This window comes from uncultured Stenotrophomonas sp. (assembly GCF_913778665.1).
Classification (GTDB): Bacteria; Pseudomonadota; Gammaproteobacteria; order Xanthomonadales; family Xanthomonadaceae; genus Stenotrophomonas.
In genome coordinates this window covers 509,665-527,585 of the sequence record NZ_CAJYVQ010000008.1, presented here as the reverse complement: position 1 = coordinate 527,585, position 17,921 = coordinate 509,665, and the positions used below count along the sequence as shown (strand labels likewise).

14 protein-coding genes are annotated in these 17,921 nt (G+C 65.7%); 5 read left to right on the top strand and 9 right to left on the bottom strand.

Annotated elements, in window-relative coordinates; translation table 11 throughout:
* Positions 1-144 precede the first annotated feature (144 nt).
* Complete coding sequence (locus tag QZ853_RS11055) at positions 145-957, top strand: hypothetical protein (protein ID WP_295573480.1); 813 nt, start codon at positions 145-147, stop codon at positions 955-957.
* 211 nt (positions 958-1,168) lie between these two features.
* On the opposite strand, the gene QZ853_RS11050 is transcribed toward QZ853_RS11055, so the two are convergent.
* Positions 1,169-4,138: a TonB-dependent receptor gene (locus tag QZ853_RS11050; protein WP_295573010.1), complete on the bottom strand. Its 2,970-nt coding sequence runs from the start codon at positions 4,136-4,138 to the stop codon at positions 1,169-1,171.
* A gap of 229 nt (positions 4,139-4,367) precedes the next feature.
* Entirely contained in the window at positions 4,368-4,967 is a 600-nt protein-coding gene (locus QZ853_RS11045) for a TetR/AcrR family transcriptional regulator (protein ID WP_005410690.1), read from the bottom strand.
* A 140-nt stretch (positions 4,968-5,107) separates the two neighbouring features.
* On the opposite strand from QZ853_RS11045, the gene QZ853_RS11040 reads away from it, so the two are divergent.
* The 3 genes from QZ853_RS11040 (at position 5,108) to QZ853_RS11030 (ending at position 9,042) form a co-directional block, all read left to right on the top strand.
* Complete coding sequence (locus QZ853_RS11040) at positions 5,108-6,025, top strand: alpha/beta hydrolase (RefSeq protein WP_295573007.1); 918 nt, start codon at positions 5,108-5,110, stop codon at positions 6,023-6,025.
* A complete protein-coding gene (locus tag QZ853_RS11035) occupies positions 6,022-8,499 on the top strand; it encodes an acyl-CoA dehydrogenase (RefSeq protein WP_295573003.1) in 2,478 nt (825 codons plus the stop codon). Before QZ853_RS11040 ends, QZ853_RS11035 begins: the two co-directional genes overlap by 4 nt.
* 75 nt (positions 8,500-8,574) lie before the next feature.
* Positions 8,575-9,042, top strand: coding sequence for a hotdog fold domain-containing protein (locus QZ853_RS11030; RefSeq protein WP_295573000.1), 468 nt, complete (start codon positions 8,575-8,577; stop codon positions 9,040-9,042).
* A 496-nt stretch (positions 9,043-9,538) separates the two neighbouring features.
* Here the strand turns inward: QZ853_RS11030 and QZ853_RS11025 are convergent, their stop codons facing one another.
* Both QZ853_RS11025 and QZ853_RS11020 read right to left on the bottom strand, forming a co-directional pair.
* Complete coding sequence (locus QZ853_RS11025) at positions 9,539-9,889, bottom strand: DUF1304 domain-containing protein (protein WP_295572997.1); 351 nt, start codon at positions 9,887-9,889, stop codon at positions 9,539-9,541.
* 77 nt (positions 9,890-9,966) lie between these two features.
* Complete coding sequence (locus tag QZ853_RS11020) at positions 9,967-11,295, bottom strand: MFS transporter (protein ID WP_295572995.1); 1,329 nt, start codon at positions 11,293-11,295, stop codon at positions 9,967-9,969.
* Positions 11,296-11,581: 286 nt separating this feature from the next.
* Between QZ853_RS11020 and QZ853_RS11015 the strand changes: the two genes are divergently transcribed.
* Positions 11,582-12,982 (top strand): serine hydrolase domain-containing protein, encoded by a 1,401-nt coding sequence (locus QZ853_RS11015; RefSeq protein ID WP_295572992.1) that lies wholly within the window; start codon positions 11,582-11,584, stop codon positions 12,980-12,982.
* Between the two features lie 267 nt (positions 12,983-13,249).
* Here the strand turns inward: QZ853_RS11015 and QZ853_RS11010 are convergent, their stop codons facing one another.
* From QZ853_RS11010 to QZ853_RS10990, 5 genes are all read right to left on the bottom strand, one after another.
* Positions 13,250-13,756, bottom strand: coding sequence for a hypothetical protein (locus QZ853_RS11010; RefSeq protein ID WP_295572989.1), 507 nt, complete (start codon positions 13,754-13,756; stop codon positions 13,250-13,252).
* Between the two features lie 774 nt (positions 13,757-14,530).
* Positions 14,531-14,926, bottom strand: coding sequence for a glycine cleavage system protein GcvH (gene gcvH / locus QZ853_RS11005; protein WP_295572988.1), 396 nt, complete (start codon positions 14,924-14,926; stop codon positions 14,531-14,533).
* A gap of 92 nt (positions 14,927-15,018) precedes the next feature.
* A complete protein-coding gene (gene gcvT / locus QZ853_RS11000; RefSeq protein WP_295572986.1) occupies positions 15,019-16,131 on the bottom strand; it encodes a glycine cleavage system aminomethyltransferase GcvT in 1,113 nt (370 codons plus the stop codon).
* Positions 16,132-16,481: 350 nt separating this feature from the next.
* Positions 16,482-16,916 (bottom strand): NfeD family protein, encoded by a 435-nt coding sequence (locus tag QZ853_RS10995; RefSeq protein WP_295572984.1) that lies wholly within the window; start codon positions 16,914-16,916, stop codon positions 16,482-16,484.
* A gap of 1 nt (position 16,917) precedes the next feature.
* On the bottom strand, positions 16,918-17,877 hold the full coding sequence (locus QZ853_RS10990) for an SPFH domain-containing protein (protein WP_295572982.1): 960 nt from the start codon (positions 17,875-17,877) through the stop codon (positions 16,918-16,920).
* Positions 17,878-17,921: the final 44 nt, after the last annotated feature.

Genomic DNA, 17,921 nt, shown 5'->3' with positions numbered 1-17,921 from the left:
TTGTCTTGCATCTGGGGGGATCAAGGCTTGTTAAGAATTCATAAACACCCTAGGATCAAGTTCCCGTATCTGCGGGAACTTCCGTTGTCTGTCCCTGTCTGAACTGGTCTGATGCGTACCTACCTGCGACTACCGCTGGCCTTGATGATCGCCCTGGGCGCGATCACGGGCGTGCACGCGCAGAGCAAGGACACCCGGACCGTGCTGCCGGTGTGGAACAAGGGCAGCGGCAAGGTCGAGGCCCTGCTGTACCTGGAGCCCACCGGTGAACAGGCGGCCGGTGCCCGCTGGCACTTCGGCCGCAACTCGCTGGATGCGGCGTTCGGCCTGTCCTCCGGCGATTCGCTGGGGCTGCTCTGCAGCAGCAGCGGAACCAGCATGAGCGGCCTGGCCAGTCATTGCATGCTGGCCAGCCTCGGCGACGACGATGACCTGAACAGCCGCCGCTTCACCGGTACCGCCGCGCTGAACCGCGGCAACAGCCGTCTGGGCATCACCGCCGGCAACAGCCGTGAAACCCTGCCGGCCTGGCTGGCAGGCCCGAACAAGTCGCCTTCGCTGCGCGCCGAGCAGAACGATCTGACCGTGTTCGCCCAGAAGAACATCGGCCGCGAGGGCTTCGTCTCCATCGCCGGTACCTACGCCAAGGCCCGCCTGGTGCCGCTGGCCGACGCCTCGCCGGCGATCGCCGACCGCTGGGACAGCAAGAGCCTGAGCATCGGTGCCGGTTACGGCAATTTCACCGGCAGCATCATCGGCCGCGTCATCGATGTGCCCGGCAAGCCCGGCAAGTGGGAAGGCCTGGGTATCGGCCTGACCTGGCGCACGCCCTGGTCCGGCCAGCTCACCGTGGGCGCCGAGAACGTGATCAGCCGTGGCAAGAACCCGTTCTCGCCGCGCAACGAAAGCAATGACGACGGCACCGTGCCCTACGTCCGCTACGAGCAGGACCTGTAAGGCCCCTGCCGCATCACCGCGACGCAGCTGCGCGCGGTGCTCCCCTCTCACTTCAATGACGACCGGCCGCCTGGCGCTGCGTATGCGCGTGCACGCAGCGTGATCCGGCGCAGGCTACAGGCCACACACCTGCGCCATCCCCCCGGCCCCATGAAAAAAGCCACGCCCCTTGCGGGGCGTGGCCATGTCACACGTACCGACTACGCTGCGATCAGAAGCGCTGGGTGTACTTCATGTACAGGAAGCGACCGATGTCGAAGCCACCGTAGTAGGAGACGTTGGAGCTCGGCTGGCTGTACATGGTCGGGCCCACGCGGCCGAACACGTTGTTGGCACCCACCGCCACGGTCGCATTCCACGGCGCGGTCCAGCGCAGCTGGACGTCGTTGAACACGGTCGCACCACGCTCGTTGGTCGGGCTGCCCACCGCCACGCCCTGGTTGTTCGGCGAAGCGTAGTTCGGGTTGTTGCACTCTTCCGGGAACGTGGTCGCGCTCAGGCACGATTCCTTCATGCCGGAGTAGTAGCGCACGGTCCAGCTGGCACCGAAATCACCCAGCTCCCAACCCAGGTTCACGTTCGAACGCACGCGGAAGTGCGTGCCGGTGGTGGTACCGGCCCAGCCCACGCCCGTGTTGGGGTTGGGATGGGTCACCGGGTTCTTGGTGGTGACCAGGTCATCGCGCGTGGTGTAGGTGCTGGTCCACTGCACGCTGAAGTTGCCGAAGCGATCTGTCGGCAGGCGGTAGCCGACATCCAGGTCGAAGCCTTCCACCTCACGGTAACCGGCGTTGATGCCGGTACGGTTGAGGTAGTTGACGATGCCGGTCACCGGGTCACGCGTGAACGCCGAGCAGCGCGAGGCGATGTTGTTGACGTAGCAGTCGTTGAGGATCAGGTTCGCGGTGTCGGAAATGATGGTGTTGTTGACACGGATTTCCCACCAGTCCAGCGACACGTTGAGGTTCTGGATGAAGCCCGGGCTCCATACGAAGCCCAGGGTCTTGGACTTCGAGGTTTCCGGGGTCAGCTGATCGTTGGAACCGGAGACGAAGGCCAGCGGGGTCTGCGACGACGCCGCGGTGGTCGGGGTGAAGCCCTGCTGCTGCTGGCGGAACGCGTTGGCGCTGACACCGGCCGGCAGTGCTGCGGCACAGCGGGCGCGCACCGCGGCGTTGGTGCGCGAAGCACCGTAGACCACGTCGCAGGGATCGGTGAAGAAGTCGAACGACTGCGAGCCGCCGCCGTACAGGTCGGCGATGGTCGGGGCACGGAAGCCTTCAGCCCAGGTACCGCGGATCAGCAGCGAATCGATCGGCTTCCACTTGAAGCCGAACTTGCTGTTCAGCGTATTGCCGAAGGTGTCGTACTTCGAGTGGCGGGTGGCCGCGTTGATGCTCAGCTCGCGGGCACCCGGCAGGTCGGCCAGGATCGGCACGTTGAACTCGGCGTACACCTCGTCGACCTTGTAGCCACCACCGGTCGGGAAGTTGGCCAGGCCGGAGGTATTACCCGACTGCGTCAGCGCGTCCGGGCTGAAGCTGCCGGTTTCCTTGCGGTGTTCGATACCCACCGCGAAGCCCAGGTCGCCGGCCGGCAGGGTGAACAGGCTGCCGGCCACGTTGGCGGTGATCACCTTGGTGGTGGTTTCGGCAGTGGAGTGCGCGGACGGGAACAGCAGGTTCTGCAGGGCGGTATTGCCGGTCAACGCGCCATTGGCACCGTTGCTCTGGATGCCGGCACGCAGGAACGGGTTGTACGGCACGCACTGGTTCAACCCGATCGGGTTGGCCGCGGTACCGCACTGCGCCACGCCGCTGCTGTTGATGAAGGACGGGCCCACCGCCGCACGCAGCGCGGTCAGGTTGAGGTCACCGGTGCTGGTCTGGACCAGCTTGTTGTTGTTGTACAGGTAGCCGACATCCCAGTCGAACAGGCGATCGGAGAACTCGAAGGTGCCTTCCAGGCCGCCGCTGAAGCGGAAGGTGGTCAGCTCGGCGCGGGTGTTGCGCGGCACTTCCGAAGTACGACGCCACCAGTTGGCGATGTCGGTGCCCAGCGGATTGAACGCACTGCTGGCCGAAATCGGCGAACCAAAGGCCAGCGCGCCGTACGGATAGCCGGCGATCTGGCGGTTCGAATCGCGGTAGCTGTACAGCATGTTGGTGCGCAGGCGCACGTTGTCGGTCAGGTCGTAGATGCCATCGACGAACACCGCGCGGCGCTCCTGCGGGGTACGCAGGTCGGTCTGCAGGTTCGTGTTGGTCTTGTCCTGGGTGGAGAAGCTGTTGACGTTCTGCGCGATGTAGTCGGCCTTGTTGTTCGGGTTGCCACCCTCACGCAGGATCACGCGCACTTCGCGGTTCGGATTGCTCGCGCTGGCCGCCGGATAGGTGACGCCGGTCAGGCCATCGGCCGGACGGCTGACGAAACCGCCGAATTCACCGACGGTGGTCCAGCCGAAGTCCGGGTGGTTGGCGCTGCGCGGGAAGGCACCGTACGGACGATCCGCCGCACGCACCTTGTCTTCCTTGGCGTACTCGGCGCCGATGGTCAGCGAACCGCGCTCACCCTTCACGCCCATCGTGAAGTCCATGGTGCGGGTGGCACCGTCGCCTTCACTGTACTGGCCGTAGTAGACGCTGCCGGTGGCGCCTTCGAAGTTGGTCCGGGTGATGATGTTGATGACGCCGGCGATGGCATCGGAACCGTAGATCGACGACGCGCCGTCCTTCAGCACCTCGATGCGCTCGATGGCCGAGACCGGCACGGTCGAGATGTCCTGCAGGCCACCGGTGGTGATGCCCAGGCGCTTGCCGTTGAGCAGGACCAGGGTACGGGTCGCGCCCAGGTCACGCAGGCTGATGTAGGTACCACCGACGGCTTCGCCCGAGGACAGCGGCTGGGCACGGCTGATCGGCGGCGTACCCACGGCGCTGATGTTCTGCAGGATGTCGGCGACCGACGAGAAGCCCTGCTTCTCGATGTCAGCGCGGTTCAGGGTCAGGACCGGCTGGGCGGTTTCGACATCGACGGTGCGGATGCGCGAACCGGTGACTTCGATGCGGTCCAGGTTGGTGGCCTGCTGGGCGAACGCCACGCCGGTACCGCCGACGGACGCGGCGCTGGCCGCAAGCGCGACGCACACAGCATCGCGCAGCTTGTTGCTGTTCAACTTCATGGGCTCTCTCTCCATGGATCTTGGGTTGTGTGCTGAGTCCAACCGACGTGCCCCAAAAGGGAGGCACAAAAAACGGTTGGTGACCCGATAGTAGCCACACTTGATCTGGAATTAAAGAGTCGTTAAGAAAACGCCGAAAACGCGTGAAATCGCTCTCGCTACGACATACGTTGGCGCATTGAGACAGTCCTGTATGTCCCAATCGGGACATACAGGACAGCCCCCCCATTCAGCTGGGGATGAGCGTCTCGATCAGATGCTCGACATAGGCCTCGAAATCCTCGCGGGCCTGCTTGGGTTGCTGCAGCTGCAGCGAAAGCTGGAGGAAGCCGACATAGGCCGCGTAGGCCAGCCGCGCGCGGTGCCGCGCGTCGGTCGAGCTCAGGCCCGCCTGGCGGAACGAGGCAACCAGGTAATCGAGGCGGCGCTGCGAGACGCGATCGATCACCGGGCGCACCATCGGATGATCCAGCGCCTTCAACAGTTCGCTGTAGATGATGTGCGGCTGCACTTCGTGGGCCACCATCTGGAACAGCTGGCGAAGGCGCACGCGTGGATCCGGCACGTCTTCGAGGCTGCCGAACACCTGCTCCTGTTCGAACAGTTCCCAACGTTCCAGCGCCGCCTGCAGCAACGCATCGCGCGAGGGAAAATGCCAGTAGAAACTGCCTTTGGTCACGCCCAGGCGCCGGGCCAACGGCTCCACCGCGACGGCGCCCACGCCTTGTTCGGCAATCAGGTCGAGAGCCGCCTGGGCCCAGTCTTCGGCACTCAGGCGGCTGTTGCGGCCGGCGCGCGGTTCGCCGGCGGAAGCGTCAGGTTGATTCATGCGCTGATTTAACCATACGCCGGAGTTCGTTGCAGTACGCGGTTGCGGCCGCCACCGTCGCATCACCTGCCCGGCACCTGCCGCAGCGCACCATACCGTGCAGTATTGACTTCCCTCACAAGCGATCCATACTAGCAAGTATGGTTACGTCCCCTCCTCCCGCTGCATTCCATGATCTGCGCCTGGACGCAGCCCATGGCGCGCGACTGGCCGCCACCGCCAGCGACCATGGCCGCCGCGGTCGCGTGTTGTTCGCGCATGGCTTCGGCCAGACCCGCCACGCCTGGAACGCGACCGCCCGCGCACTCGGTGCGGCCGGCCTGCAGACGCTGGCCTACGATGCGCGCGGCCATGGCGACTCGGACTGGAATGCCGCCGACCTGCCTTATCACGGCGAACAGTTCGCCGATGACCTGATCGTGCTGGCTGGGGAACAGCCGCGGCCGCCGGTGCTGGTGGCGGCCTCGATGGGCGGCCTGTTCGGCCTGCTGGCTGAATCGCGCTGGCCGGGCCTGTTCTCGGCGATGGTGCTGGTCGACATCACCCCGCGCTGGGACACCGCCGGCGTCGAACGCATCCTGGCCTTCATGACGGCCCATCCCGACGGCTTCGCCTCGCTGACGCAGGCCGCCGACGTGATCTCCGCTTACATGCCGCACCGTCCGCGCAAATCCGAGCAGTCGCTGCGCGCGCTGCTACGCGAGGACGGCCACGGTCGATGGCGCTGGCACTGGGATCCGCGCCTGGTGGCCGAGCTGGCCCGCGACAGCGAGCAGCACCAGGACGCGCTGGCCGAGGCCGCACGCCAGGTGAAATGCCCGCTGCTGCTGGTCAGCGGCGGGCGCAGCGATCTGGTCACGCCGCAGACAGTGGCCGAATTCCTGGCGTTGGCACCGCACGCGCGCCACGTGCAGCTGCCGCAGGCCACGCACATGGTCGCCGGCGATGACAACGACGCCTTTACCGCTACTGTGTTGGACTATCTGGACGTGTTGCCCGCAGCGGATGCTGCAGCTTCGTCCGCCACAAACGAGCACGTCACCGGAGCACGCTCATGAGCATCGTTCTTCCCTTCCTCGCCCTGCTGCTGGCAGGCGCGTTCGTCGCCTACCACCGCATGCGGCTGGTTACCTGGACGCTGATCAGCGTTGCCCTGCTGGTCGCCTGCTGGTTCATTCCCTACGTCAACCAGACCGCCACGATCGTGGCGGCCGCCGTGCTGGCGGTGATCGCCGTGCCGCTGCTGCTGCCGTTCATCCGCAAGCCGCTGCTGACCGGCCCGATGATGAAGGTGTTCCGCAAGGTGCTGCCGCCGCTATCGCAGACCGAGCGCATCGCGCTGGAAACCGGCTCGGTCGGTTTTGAGGGCGAGCTGTTCACCGGCGATCCGGACTGGAACATCCTGCTCAACTACCCCAAGCCGCAGCTGACCGCCGAAGAACAGGCCTTCCTCGATGGCCCGGTCGAAGAGCTGTGCGCGATGGTCAACGACTGGGAAATCACCCACGTCCATGCCGACCTGCCGCCGGAGCTGTGGGCCTTCATCAAGAAGAACAAGTTCTTCGGCATGATCATCCCGAAGGAATACGGCGGCCTGGGCTTCTCCGCGCTGGCCCACCACAAGGTGATCCAGAAGCTGGCCTCGGTGTCCTCGGTGGTCAGCTCCACCGTCGGTGTGCCGAACTCGCTGGGCCCGGGTGAACTGCTGGTGCACTACGGCACCCAGGAACAGAAGGACCAGTACCTGCCGCGCCTGGCCGATGGCCGCGAAGTGCCATGCTTCGGCCTGACCGGTCCGTTTGCCGGTTCCGACGCCACCTCCATTCCCGACTACGGCATCGTCTGCAAGGGCGAGTGGAACGGCGAGCAGGTGCTCGGCGTCAAGCTGACCTTCGACAAGCGCTACATCACCTTGGCCCCGGTCGCTTCGCTGATCGGCCTGGCCTTCCGCATGTACGATCCGGACGGCCTGATCGGCGATACCCGCGACATCGGCATCACCCTGGGCCTGCTGCCGCGTGACACCGCTGGCGTCGAAATCGGCCGTCGCCACTTCCCGCTGAATTCGACGTTCCAGAATGGCCCGATCCGCGGCAAGGACGTGTTCATTCCGCTGACCCAGCTGATCGGTGGCGCAGCCATGGCCGGCAAGGGCTGGAACATGCTCAACGAGTGCCTGGCCGTGGGCCGCTCGATCACCCTGCCCTCCACCGCCAGCGGCGGTGCCAAGGCCGGTGCTGCCGTGACCGGCGCCTACGCACGCATCCGCAAGCAGTTCGGCCTGTCGGTCGGCCGCTTCGAAGGCGTGGAAGAAGCGCTGGCCCGCATCGGCGGCAAGGCCTACAAGATCAGCGCGCTGTCGCAGGCCACCGCTGCAGCGGTCGACCGCGGCGACGTGCCGTCGGTGCCGTCGGCGATCGCCAAGTACCACTGCACCAGCATGAGCCGTGAAGTGATCTCGGACGTGATGGACGTGATCGGCGGCAAGGGCATCATCCTGGGGCCGCGCAACTTCGCCGGCCGCAGCTGGCAGGCCGCGCCGATCGCGATCACCGTGGAAGGCGCCAACATCATGACCCGCAGCCTGCTGATCTTCGGCCAGGGTGCGATCCTCTGCCACCCGTGGGTGCTGAAGGAAATGAAGGCCGCGCAGGACCCGGATACCCGTGCTGGCCTGCAGGAGTTCGACCGCAGCCTGTTCGGCCACATCCGCTATGGCCTCTCCAATGCCGTGCGTTCGTTCTGGTTCGGCCTGACCGGTGCGCGCTTCGGTGCCGCCCCGGGCGACGCCTACACCCGCCGCTACTTCCGCAAGCTGGACCGCTACTCGGCCAACCTGGCGCTGATGGCCGACATCTCGATGATGACCCTCGGCGGCAAGCTGAAGTTCAAGGAATCGCTGTCCGGGCGCCTGGGCGACGTGCTGAGCCATGTCTACATGACCAGCGCCATGCTCAAGCGCTACCACGACGAAGGCGCACCGCAGGCCGACCAGCCGCTGCTGGCCTGGGCGTTCCATGACAGCGTGCACAAGATCGAAGAGTCGCTGTCGGCGGCGCTGCGCAACTTCCCGATCCGTCCGATCGGCTGGCTGATGTGGGCGCTGATCTTCCCGCTGGGCCGTCGTGCCGAAGCCCCGGGCGACCGTCTGAGCCGCCGCGTCGCCGCCCTGCTGATGGCACCGAACGAAGCCCGCGACCGCCTGGCCAGTGGCGTGTTCCTGACCCCGTGCGAGAACAACCCGGGTGGCCGCATCAACAGCTACCTGAGCAAGGCGATCATGGCCGAGCCGGTGGAGCGCAAGTTCCTGAAGGCGCTGAAGAGCAAGGGCATCGAGGCGCTGGACTTCAAGGCGCAGCTGGACGAGGCCGTGGCTGAAGGCGTGATCACCCAGGACGAGCGCAGCCTGCTGGAAGAGCTGCGCACGCTGACCCTGGACACCATCACCGTGGACGATTTCGACACCCACGAACTGCGCGCGGCCAGCTACTACGACCGCCAGCAGAAGGATCCGCATTCGCAGGCGGCCTGATCGCCCGCGACACGCGTTGCCTTCGACGGCGGGCCTCGGCCCGCCGTCGTTCCATCCGCCGACCGGAAGCCGATCATGTCCACGCCCCTGCTTTCGCTTTATCACCGCCTGCAGCGCTGGCCCGCTGGCAACTGGCTGTTCTCGCGCGCGGTGTGTTTCAAGGCGCCCTACTTTGCCAGCATCGCACCGCGCATCACGCGCCTGGAACACGGCCGCTGCGAAGGCACGCTGGCCGACCGCCGCAGGGTGCGCAACCACATCGGCACGGTGCACGCGATCGCGATGTGCAACCTGGCCGAGCTGACCGCCGGGCTGATGGTGGATGCATCATTGCCGAAGGGCATGCGCTGGATTCCGAAGGGGATGCAGGTGCAGTACCTGGCCAAGGCGCGCGGCACGCTGCAGGCGGTGGCGCTGCCGGCGCAGCCGATCGTGGCGGCGGCGCAGGGCTACGCGCTGCCGGTGACGGTGAGTGTGCGGGATCGTGCCGGGACGGAGGTGTTCAGCGCGGTCATCGACATGTGGATGTCGCCGGCGAAGTAGTGTTCCCGCGAACGGCGCAGCCCCTCGTGGTTGGATGCTGAAAGCGGTTTATCGGTTGGGCCGGAGGGGTGACGCCGGGCGGGGACGCCGTGAACCCATCCCTGGGGGCTTAGCCGCGCCATCCATGGCGCGGATACCCCGCCCGGCCCCACCCCTCCGGCCTCTGACAGGTCTCTGTGGCGTCCAGCCACGGAAGAGAAAAAAGAAGAGCAGAAGCACAAGCGGCCCACAAGCCGCTTTTTTCATGCGTGCAGAACCCACGAGCGCAGCGACCCGCTGTTGCTGTTGATCTTCTCTTCTTCTCCGTGGGCTGGCCGAGCACGGAAACTGTCAGGGGTGGGGCGGGTGGGCCGTGTAGGGGCGTTGGCGCCATGGATGGCGCCATCGAGCTTACAGGGACGTACTTGCAGCGCCCCCTGCACGGCCCACCGCCCCACCCAACACATGACCTGCTCCAAGCGACCAACCCACGAGAGGCTGCGCCGTTGGCTGGAAACTACGCCACCGCGCGAAGCACCAGCGCCAGGATCGCCGGCAGCGCCTGGATCATGAAAATGCGCCGGCTCACGCTGTACGCGCCATAGCACCCCGCCACCACCACGCACGCCAGCGAGAACGTCACCAGCACCGGCTGCGCCATCACCACCCCTACCACGATACCTGCCGCAAGGAAGCCGTTGTACAGGCCCTGGTTGGCGGCCAGCACACGGGTGGTCTCCGCCTTCTCCGGGGTGTTGCGGAACGTCTTCAGGCCCAGCGGGCGGGTCCACAGGAACATCTCCAGCACCAGGAAATAGACGTGCAGCAGGGCGACCAACAAGGTCAGGGCGAGAGCGATCCAGTACATGGGCGATTCCTTGGACGGGGGAAGAAGAATGGGGTCAGATCCCTTTCCCCGCGGGAAAGGGATCTGACCCCGGAAAATCAGCGGTCGCGTGGCAGTTTCTTTTCTTCGCGCAGCACGCCAAACGCGGCGGCAGTCATGCACGCGGCCACCAGCATGCCGCCGATGAACACTACGTGCGAGCCGAACAATGACAGGCCCTTGTGCACCCAGGCAAAGCTCAGGTCCGCACCGCGGTAGACCACGGTGTCGATCGCCGCACCGGCCTTGTAGCGCCACTGGCGGTCCACGCGGGTGTAGATCGTCTCGCGTGCTGGCTTGGCCAGGGCGAACTCGCTGGCGCGGGTCATCACCTGCACCACCGCCACCATCAACGGCATCGGCGAAGCGGCCAGCACCGAGAAGCCGATCAGGATCGCGAAGCCGGGAATCAGCAGCGCCGGTGCAATGCCATGGCGCGACAGCAGCCAGCGGGTCAGCCCCAGCTGCATCAACAGCGCCAGCGCGTTCACTGCCAGATCGATGCGCGAGAAGAAGGCTGTGGCGGCGCCTGCATCGCTGAATGAGGCACGCACGATGGTGGCCTGCTGGTTGTACAGCAGCGTGCCAACGCCGACGCCGAACACCACCATGATCGCCAGCCAGCGCAGCAGGGGCTCGCAAACGATCAGCTTGAGACCATCGAGCACACTGCCGCCCATCGGTTTTTCGCCCGACACCAACTGCTGTTCCTGCTCACGAAGCACCGCCCAGTGCCGCAGCCTCCAGATGCTCAACAGGCAGATGGCAAGGAAACCGGCCGACACCAGCATCAGGTTGGCGATGCCCACGCGCTGCACCAGCGCGCTGGTGATGATCGGCCCGAGGAAGGCGCCGATGGTGCCGGCCGCGCCGATGTAGCCGTACCACGCACGCGCCTGCGCGTTGGAGAACACGTCGGCCATGAAACTCCAGAACACCGCCACCGCGAACAGGTTGAAGACAGTGATCCAGAAGAAGAACGCCATGCCGCGGCCCGGCACGCCGCTGTCGAACATCGCGTAAAACCCCAGCAGGGTGACGATGAAGAAGCCATACACCGCCGGCAGGAACACCCGCCTCGGGAAGCGACTGACCAGCCAGCCGTAAGCCGGCTGCAGCACCAGCATGATCACGAACACGCAGGAGAACAGGAACTGCAGCACGAAGTCCTTCAGCGCGATGCCGTGGCTCTCGAACCAGGCGATCAGCAGCGGTGGGAAAACCGTCTCCAGGTCGGCCGAGGCCGCCATCGCCTCGCGCACCGGGCGCAGCACGTAGTAGCCGCTGAGCAGGCAGAAGAAATACAGGAACGACCACCACAGCGCGGGTGACTCGCGCAGCGCGGCGAACAGGCCCTGCAGCGGCCCCTTGCGCGATGCCGCACTCACGCGGCGCCCCTCGCCACAGAACGGCGGTTGGACAGCGGCATCGCAGGCTCCGGGGGCAGTGAAGCGCGTACGTTAGCCAATGCACTGCAACATCGCCAGCGCCGGTGCCACGCAGCGCTGCAACAGGGCGTCATGAGCAGCCCCGGATGACACGTTCCGACACACACCCTTGGAGCGTCAAAATCCCAACTTTTTCAAAGAGATGCGTATTCATCTTCGCTTTGTTTGTGCACAGGGGAAAACCGGCGCTAGAATCGCCATCAGCAGTCGCGCACGGGTCCAACCGATGAAAAAGAACAGCCTGCGTCGTCCGATCCGTTCGGCGGCCACCGGTTTGCTGGGCATGTTGATGCCCGTTGCCTTGTCCACCACCGCGCAGACCCCGCCGCCGTTGCCACCGATGCCGGCCAACATCGAATCTTCTGCTGCCCCGGCCGTTGCCCACACCCAGCCGGCGGCGTACCGCACCGGGCTGGTAACGCAGGTACAGGCCCCGGCCGCCGGCTTCAACGTCGCCAACATCGAATCGATGGCGCAGCAGCTCACCTATGGCGAGCGCGTGCCGGGCATGGCGGTGGCGATCGTGCAGGGCGGCCGCATCCTCAGCGCGCGCGGCTACGGCGTCACCGACGTCAACAATCCGCTGCCGGTCGATGCGCATACCGTGTTCCGCCTGGCCTCGTTGTCCAAGGCCTTCGCCGGCACCATGGCCGGCCTGCTGGTCAACGATGGCACCCTGCGCTGGGACAGCAAGGTGACCGATTACGTGCCGGGCTTCCGCCTCAACTCGCCCGAAGCCACCGACCGCCTGACCGTGGCCGATGTGCTCAGCCACCGCGTCGGCCTGCCGTACAACGCCTACGACCGCGACATCGAAGGCAACGCCGAGTACTACTCGCTGACCCAGAAGCTGGCCAACACCAGCCTCAAGTGCCTGCCGGGCGACTGCTACGCGTACCAGAACGTGGCCTTCAGCCTGATCGGCGATGTGGTGTATGCGGCCTCGGGCAGCTTCTACGAGCAGTCGGTCGAGCGCCGCATCTTCAAGCCGCTGGGCATGAACGACGCCAGCCTCGGCCTGGCCGGCATCCAGGCCAGCTCGCGCTGGGCACGTCCGCATGTGCGCAGCCGCAACGGCTGGGTCTCGCTGACGCCGAAGCCCACCTACTACCGCGTCGCCCCGGCCGCCGGCGTCAACGCCAGCGCCAGCGACATGGCGCAGTGGCTGCTGGCCCACACCGGCCATCGCCCCGACGTGCTGCCGGCGCCGCTGCTGGCCACCCTGCATTCGAGCCTGATCAACACCCCCGGCGAGATGCGTTCGGGCTGGCGCCGTGAGCGCCTGCATTCGGCCGGCTACGCACTGGGCTGGCGCACCTTCGACTACGCCGGCCACGACGTGGTGTTCCATGCCGGCGCCGTGCAGGGCTATCGCGGCCTGGTCGCGCTGGTACCGGAACGCGACCTCGGCATCGCGATCCTGTGGAACGGCGAAAGCGGCCTGCCCAGCGGCCTGCTGCCGACCGTGCTCGATTCCGCACTCGGCCTGCCGGCGCAGCGCTGGCTGGATGTGGACACCGACTTCGGCAGCGACAACCTGATGGCCGAAGGTGCGGGCCCGGCGCAGCAGGACAAGCGCAAGGGCAAGGGTGCCTCGGGCAACCGCGCGGTAGCCTCGCCGCGCTGACCTGGTGGGCTCGATCCCAAGCACGAAGGGCGGCCCATGGGTCGCCCTTTTTGTTGGCTTGCAGAGTCGAGCTTGCTCGACTGATCGAGCCAGAGCAGTCGAGCAAGCTCGACTCTACGAATGCGAAAAGCGGGCGAGCGAGCTCGACGCTACAAGCCTGGCGGCCTCGAGCATTGCGCGACGCTGCACATACACGTGCATAAAAAAACCCCCTCCCCGCTGGGCAGTCGGGGAAGGGGGTTTCAGGGTACGGCTATCGGGAAGTACTTAGATCAGCGGCGCCGGGGTTGCCGGCAGAGCGACCGGGGCGGCCTTCTTCTTGCGGGCGGCCGGCTTGCGCTTGGCAACCTTCTTCGCTGCCTTCTTCGGAGCAGCCTTCTTGGTGGCCTTCTTCGCGGTCTTCTTCACTGCCTTCTTGGCAGTCTTCTTGACAGCCTTCTTGGCAGTGGCCTTCTTCGCGACCTTCTTGGCCGGCTTGCGGGCCGTTGCCTTCTTGGCGGTCTTCTTGGTGGCCTTCTTGGCTACCTTCTTGACGGCCTTCTTCGCGGCCTTCTTGGCAGTGGACTTCTTGGCTACCTTCTTCGCCGCCTTCTTCACTGCCTTCTTCGCAGTGGCCTTCTTGGCGACCTTCTTCGCAGCCTTCTTCACTGCCTTCTTGGCGGTCGCCTTCTTGGCTACCTTCTTCACTGCCTTCTTGGCAGCGGCCTTCTTCGCGACCTTCTTCACCGCTTTCTTGGCGGCGGGCTTCTTCTTCGCAGCTTTCTTGGTTGCCATGGGATGGCTCCTCGTCAGTGATAGGGAGTTGAAACGCCCAGGTGGATCAAACCCGCAGATGCTGCGTGCGGGGACCGCCGGCGCGTCAGGCGCGCCGTTACGGATGCGGCGATGCCCGCCTCGATCGGCGGAGCGGGCATCGGAACGGGAGTTGCCTTGCATTTCTCCGGGGGAAGCGGGGCCATGTCCACCGTCATCAGGATCGCGGTGGTCTTGAAGGGGCTGCTTCGCATCGGACGATTGATTCTGCGCACTCGGTTGGGCAGGCAAGGTCTGCTGAGGCGAAACCTAATCACGGTTTTTTTTACTGTCAACAACCCCCGCGAAAAATTTTCACATCCGCAGCGTCGGCGCTGGCACCGGCACGGCCGCCGTGCTCCGTCCACAACCACCGCCGGCACGCCGTGTACGCACGCCGGGCACAACAACGCCAACGCAAGCGTTGAACAAAAAGCACTTGAAATAAGCACTCCGCGCAGATGCATGCGGATTGGATAGCACTTTACGTTCGCGCCCGCAGCGAGCGGTGTCCCCCTCGCCAACGCCAGCACAACGGCACCGCAACAAGGGGCGAAAACTTTTCACATCCGGACGCGCCGACGCGGGGTGGAAACGCGGATTTGCGCAAAACTGCGCACGCTTATCGGCATCGCTCGGCTGACCGCTGATGCCGCGTCGAGGGTCGGCAACGAACCGGGCGTCATGAGTCCGACGCGGGCGCCAAAACAAAAACGGCCACCGAAGGTGGCCGTGTCCGAACCTGGAACCGACGACTCAGTGGTCGTCGTTTTCCAGGGCTTCGGCGTAAGCGTCCGGGTCCAGCAGCTCGTTGAGCTCTTCGGCATTGGACAGTTCGACCACGAACATCCAGCCCTCGCCGTAGGCATCTTCGTTGATGGTTTCCGGCTTGTCGGACAGGGCCGAGTTGACCTCGACGACCTTGCCGCTGATCGGGCTGTAGACGTCCGAAGCGGCCTTCACCGATTCGACGACGGCGATCTGCTCGCCCGCCTTTGCGTCGGCGCCGACTTCCGGCAGTTCGACGTAGACCAGGTCACCCAGCAGGCCCTGCGCATGGTCGGAAATACCGACGGTGACGCGGCCATTGCCTTCGACACGGGCCCACTCATGGGATTTGAGGAACTTGAGGTCGCCGGGGATCTCGCTCATGGGACTGCTCCAGAGATATGCAGGGGTGGAAAAACGGGGCTAGTGTAACCAACCGGCCGCCACTGCTGTCAGTGACGACCGGCATGTTCGGATCAGGCGTCGGCAAGCACGCCAGGCTGGGCCTGGCCTTCGCGCACGAACGGGAACTTGACCACGCGCACCGGCACCTGCCGGCCACGGATGTCGACGGTGACGTCCCCTAGTTCGCCGGCCGGCACGCGCGCGAAGGCGATGCCCTTGGCCAGGGTCGGCGAGAAGGTGCCGGACAGGATCTCGCCCTGGCCGCCAGCGGTGGTCACCGCCTGGCCATGGCGCAGCACGCCCTTCTCGTCCATCACCAGGCCGATCATCTGGCGCGCGTTGCCAGCCGCCTTCTGCGCTTCCAGCGCATCGCGGCCGATGAAGTCGCGGCCTTCGTCCAGCGACACGGTCCAGGCCAGCGCCGCTTCATACGGGCTGATCTCCTCATCCATGTCCTGGCCGTACAGATTCATGCCGGCTTCCAGGCGCAGGGTATCGCGCGCGCCGAGGCCAGCCGGCTTCACGCCGGCCGCCAGCAGGCGGTTCCAGAACGCAACCACGGCGTCCTGCGGCAGCAGGATTTCGAAACCATCTTCGCCGGTGTAACCGGTGCGCGCGACGAACAGCTCGATGCCGTCGTCGGACTGCACCTGCAGGGCGGCGAAGCGGCCCAGCTTGGTCAGCGCCTCACGCTCGGATTCGCGGGCCAGGCCGATCACGATCTCGCGCGCCTGCGGGCCCTGCACGGCGAGGATCGCCAGATCCGGGCGCTGCTCGACGCTGACACCGAACGGCGCAGCCTGCTCGCGCAGCCAGGCCAGGTCCTTTTCGCGGGTGGAGGCGTTGACCACCATGCGGAAGAAATCGTCGCCCAGGTAGTAGACGATCAGGTCGTCGATGACGCCGCCGCGCGGATTCAGCATGCACGAGTACAGCGCCTTGCCCGGTGCCTTCAGCTTGTCGATCGAGTTGGCCAGCAGGCGGCGCAGGAACGGCTTGACCTGGTCACCGCGCAGGTCGACGACGGTCATGTGGCTGACGTCGAACACACCCGACTCGCGACGCACCAGGTGGTGCTCGTCCAGCTGCGAGCCGTAGTGGATGGGCATGTCCCAACCCCCGAAATCGACCATCTTGGCGCCGAGGGCGCGGTGGGTATCGTTGAGCAGCGTCTTCTGGGTCATGACCGGGTCCGGCAGCAGAGGAAACAAGAATCCCCATTATCCCAGATCGGTCGCCCGCAGGTCGCGCCGCAGCGCAGCGGGGGAGAGTTAGCCGGCCTGCGGCCAGCGCCGCATTCTGCAGCCAGAGCGCAAAGGCTTAGTTCACCGGCTTTTGCTCCTCGCTTTTGATTTCCTGTCCGTGGGCTGGACGCGCACGGAAACTGTCGGGGGTCGGGCGGGTTGGGTTCGAGGGACCGTTGGCGCCATGGATGGGTTGACGGCGTGTCCCGCGCACCCAACCCACCCGACCCGAGCACATGAACCGCCTTCCGCGACTGCCCACGAGGGGCTCCGCCGCTGGTTGGGAACCCCTAGGCCACCGCTTCGACCACCAGCGTGGTGCCCTCCACCGCCACCACCCGCACCAGGCTGCCGGCCTGCAGTTCCGGACCGCTGACCTGCCAGTACGCGTCGTCGATGCTGACCCGGCCCTGCCCGCCAACAATGCCCTGCTGCAACGGCACCACGCGCCCGACCAGCTGTTCGGCGCGACGGTTGAGCAACGGCGCATCGCTGGGCCGCGCCCTCGCCCTGCCCCAGCGCCGGTAGCACTGGATCGACACAACGCTCAGCAGCACGAAGGCCACCACCTGCCACAACAACGGAATGCCGCTGAACACGGCCACCAGCACGAACACGGCGGCCGCGCCAATGCCGATCCACAGCATGAACGCGCCCGGCGCCAGCGCCTCGGCGGCAAACAGCAGCAATGCCAACGCGCCCCAGCCCACGACTTCCCAGCGCATGTCAGCCTCCGATCGGCGGCGGTCGCTTGCCCGCGGCCTTGGTGTTCTGGTCGCCCAGTGCCTGCTTGGCCAGTTCGGCCACGCCGGCGATCGAACCGATCACTCCGCTGGCCTCCATCGGCATCAGCACCAGCTTCTGGTTCGGCGAGCTCGCCAGCTCCTTGAACGCTTCCACGTATTTCTGGGCAACGAAGTAGTTGATCGCCTGCACGTCGCCTTCGGCGATCGCCGCCGACACCATCTGGGTCGCCTTGGCCTCCGCCTCGGCCAGGCGCTCACGCGCCTCGGCATCGCGGAACGCAGCCTCGCGGCGGCCTTCGGCCTCGAGCACGGTGGCCTGCTTCTCGCCATCGGCACGCAGGATTTCCGACTGCCGCGAGCCTTCGGCTTCGAGGATCTGCGCGCGCTTCTCGCGCTCGGCCTTCATCTGCCGCGCCATCGCATCCAGCAGGTCGCGCGGTGGCTGGATGTCGCGGATCTCAATGCGGTTGACCTTCACGCCCCACGGGTTGGTGGCATGGTCGACCACGCTCAGCAGCTGGGCGTTGATCACCTCGCGCTGGCTCAGTGATTCGTCCAGGTCCATTGAACCGATCACAGTGCGGATGTTGGTCTGCACGAGGGCGATCATCGCCACTTCCAGATTGGCCACTTCATAGGCCGCCTTGGCCGCGTCCAGCACCTGGAAGAACACCACGCCATCCACGCGTACGGCGGCGTTGTCCTTGGTGATCACTTCCTGGCTGGGCACGTCCAGCACCTGCTCCATCATGTTCACCTTGCGGCCGACGCCGTAGACGATCGGAATCAGGAAATGCAGGCCGGGCGTCATGGTGTGCGTATAGCGCCCGAAGCGCTCGACGGTCCATTCATAGCCCTGCGGCACCATCCGCACCGCCTTGAACAGGATCACCACGGTGACGAAGGCCAGTACCACGGTAAAGAACATGGTCGGGAACATCGCGCTTTCCTTATCTATGACGTCCAGGCCAAGCATAGCGCGTG

Bases quoted from the DNA above. Each gene is read 5' to 3' on its own strand.
- QZ853_RS11055 (WP_295573480.1), top strand. From the start codon at position 145: ATGATCGCCCTGGGCGCGATCACGGGCGTGCACGCGCAGAGCAAGGAC.
- gcvH (WP_295572988.1), bottom strand. From the start codon at position 14,926: ATGAGCGAGATCCCCGGCGACCTCAAGTTCCTCAAATCCCATGAGTGG.
- QZ853_RS11045 (WP_005410690.1), bottom strand. From the start codon at position 4,967: ATGAATCAACCTGACGCTTCCGCCGGCGAACCGCGCGCCGGCCGCAAC.
- QZ853_RS11015 (WP_295572992.1), top strand. From the start codon at position 11,582: ATGAAAAAGAACAGCCTGCGTCGTCCGATCCGTTCGGCGGCCACCGGT.
- QZ853_RS11030 (WP_295573000.1), top strand. From the start codon at position 8,575: ATGTCCACGCCCCTGCTTTCGCTTTATCACCGCCTGCAGCGCTGGCCC.
- QZ853_RS10995 (WP_295572984.1), bottom strand. From the start codon at position 16,916: ATGCGCTGGGAAGTCGTGGGCTGGGGCGCGTTGGCATTGCTGCTGTTT.
- QZ853_RS11025 (WP_295572997.1), bottom strand. From the start codon at position 9,889: ATGTACTGGATCGCTCTCGCCCTGACCTTGTTGGTCGCCCTGCTGCAC.
- QZ853_RS11010 (WP_295572989.1), bottom strand. From the start codon at position 13,756: ATGGCAACCAAGAAAGCTGCGAAGAAGAAGCCCGCCGCCAAGAAAGCG.
- QZ853_RS10990 (WP_295572982.1), bottom strand. From the start codon at position 17,877: ATGTTCCCGACCATGTTCTTTACCGTGGTACTGGCCTTCGTCACCGTG.
- QZ853_RS11040 (WP_295573007.1), top strand. From the start codon at position 5,108: ATGGTTACGTCCCCTCCTCCCGCTGCATTCCATGATCTGCGCCTGGAC.
- gcvT (WP_295572986.1), bottom strand. From the start codon at position 16,131: ATGACCCAGAAGACGCTGCTCAACGATACCCACCGCGCCCTCGGCGCC.
- QZ853_RS11035 (WP_295573003.1), top strand. From the start codon at position 6,022: ATGAGCATCGTTCTTCCCTTCCTCGCCCTGCTGCTGGCAGGCGCGTTC.
- QZ853_RS11050 (WP_295573010.1), bottom strand. From the start codon at position 4,138: ATGAAGTTGAACAGCAACAAGCTGCGCGATGCTGTGTGCGTCGCGCTT.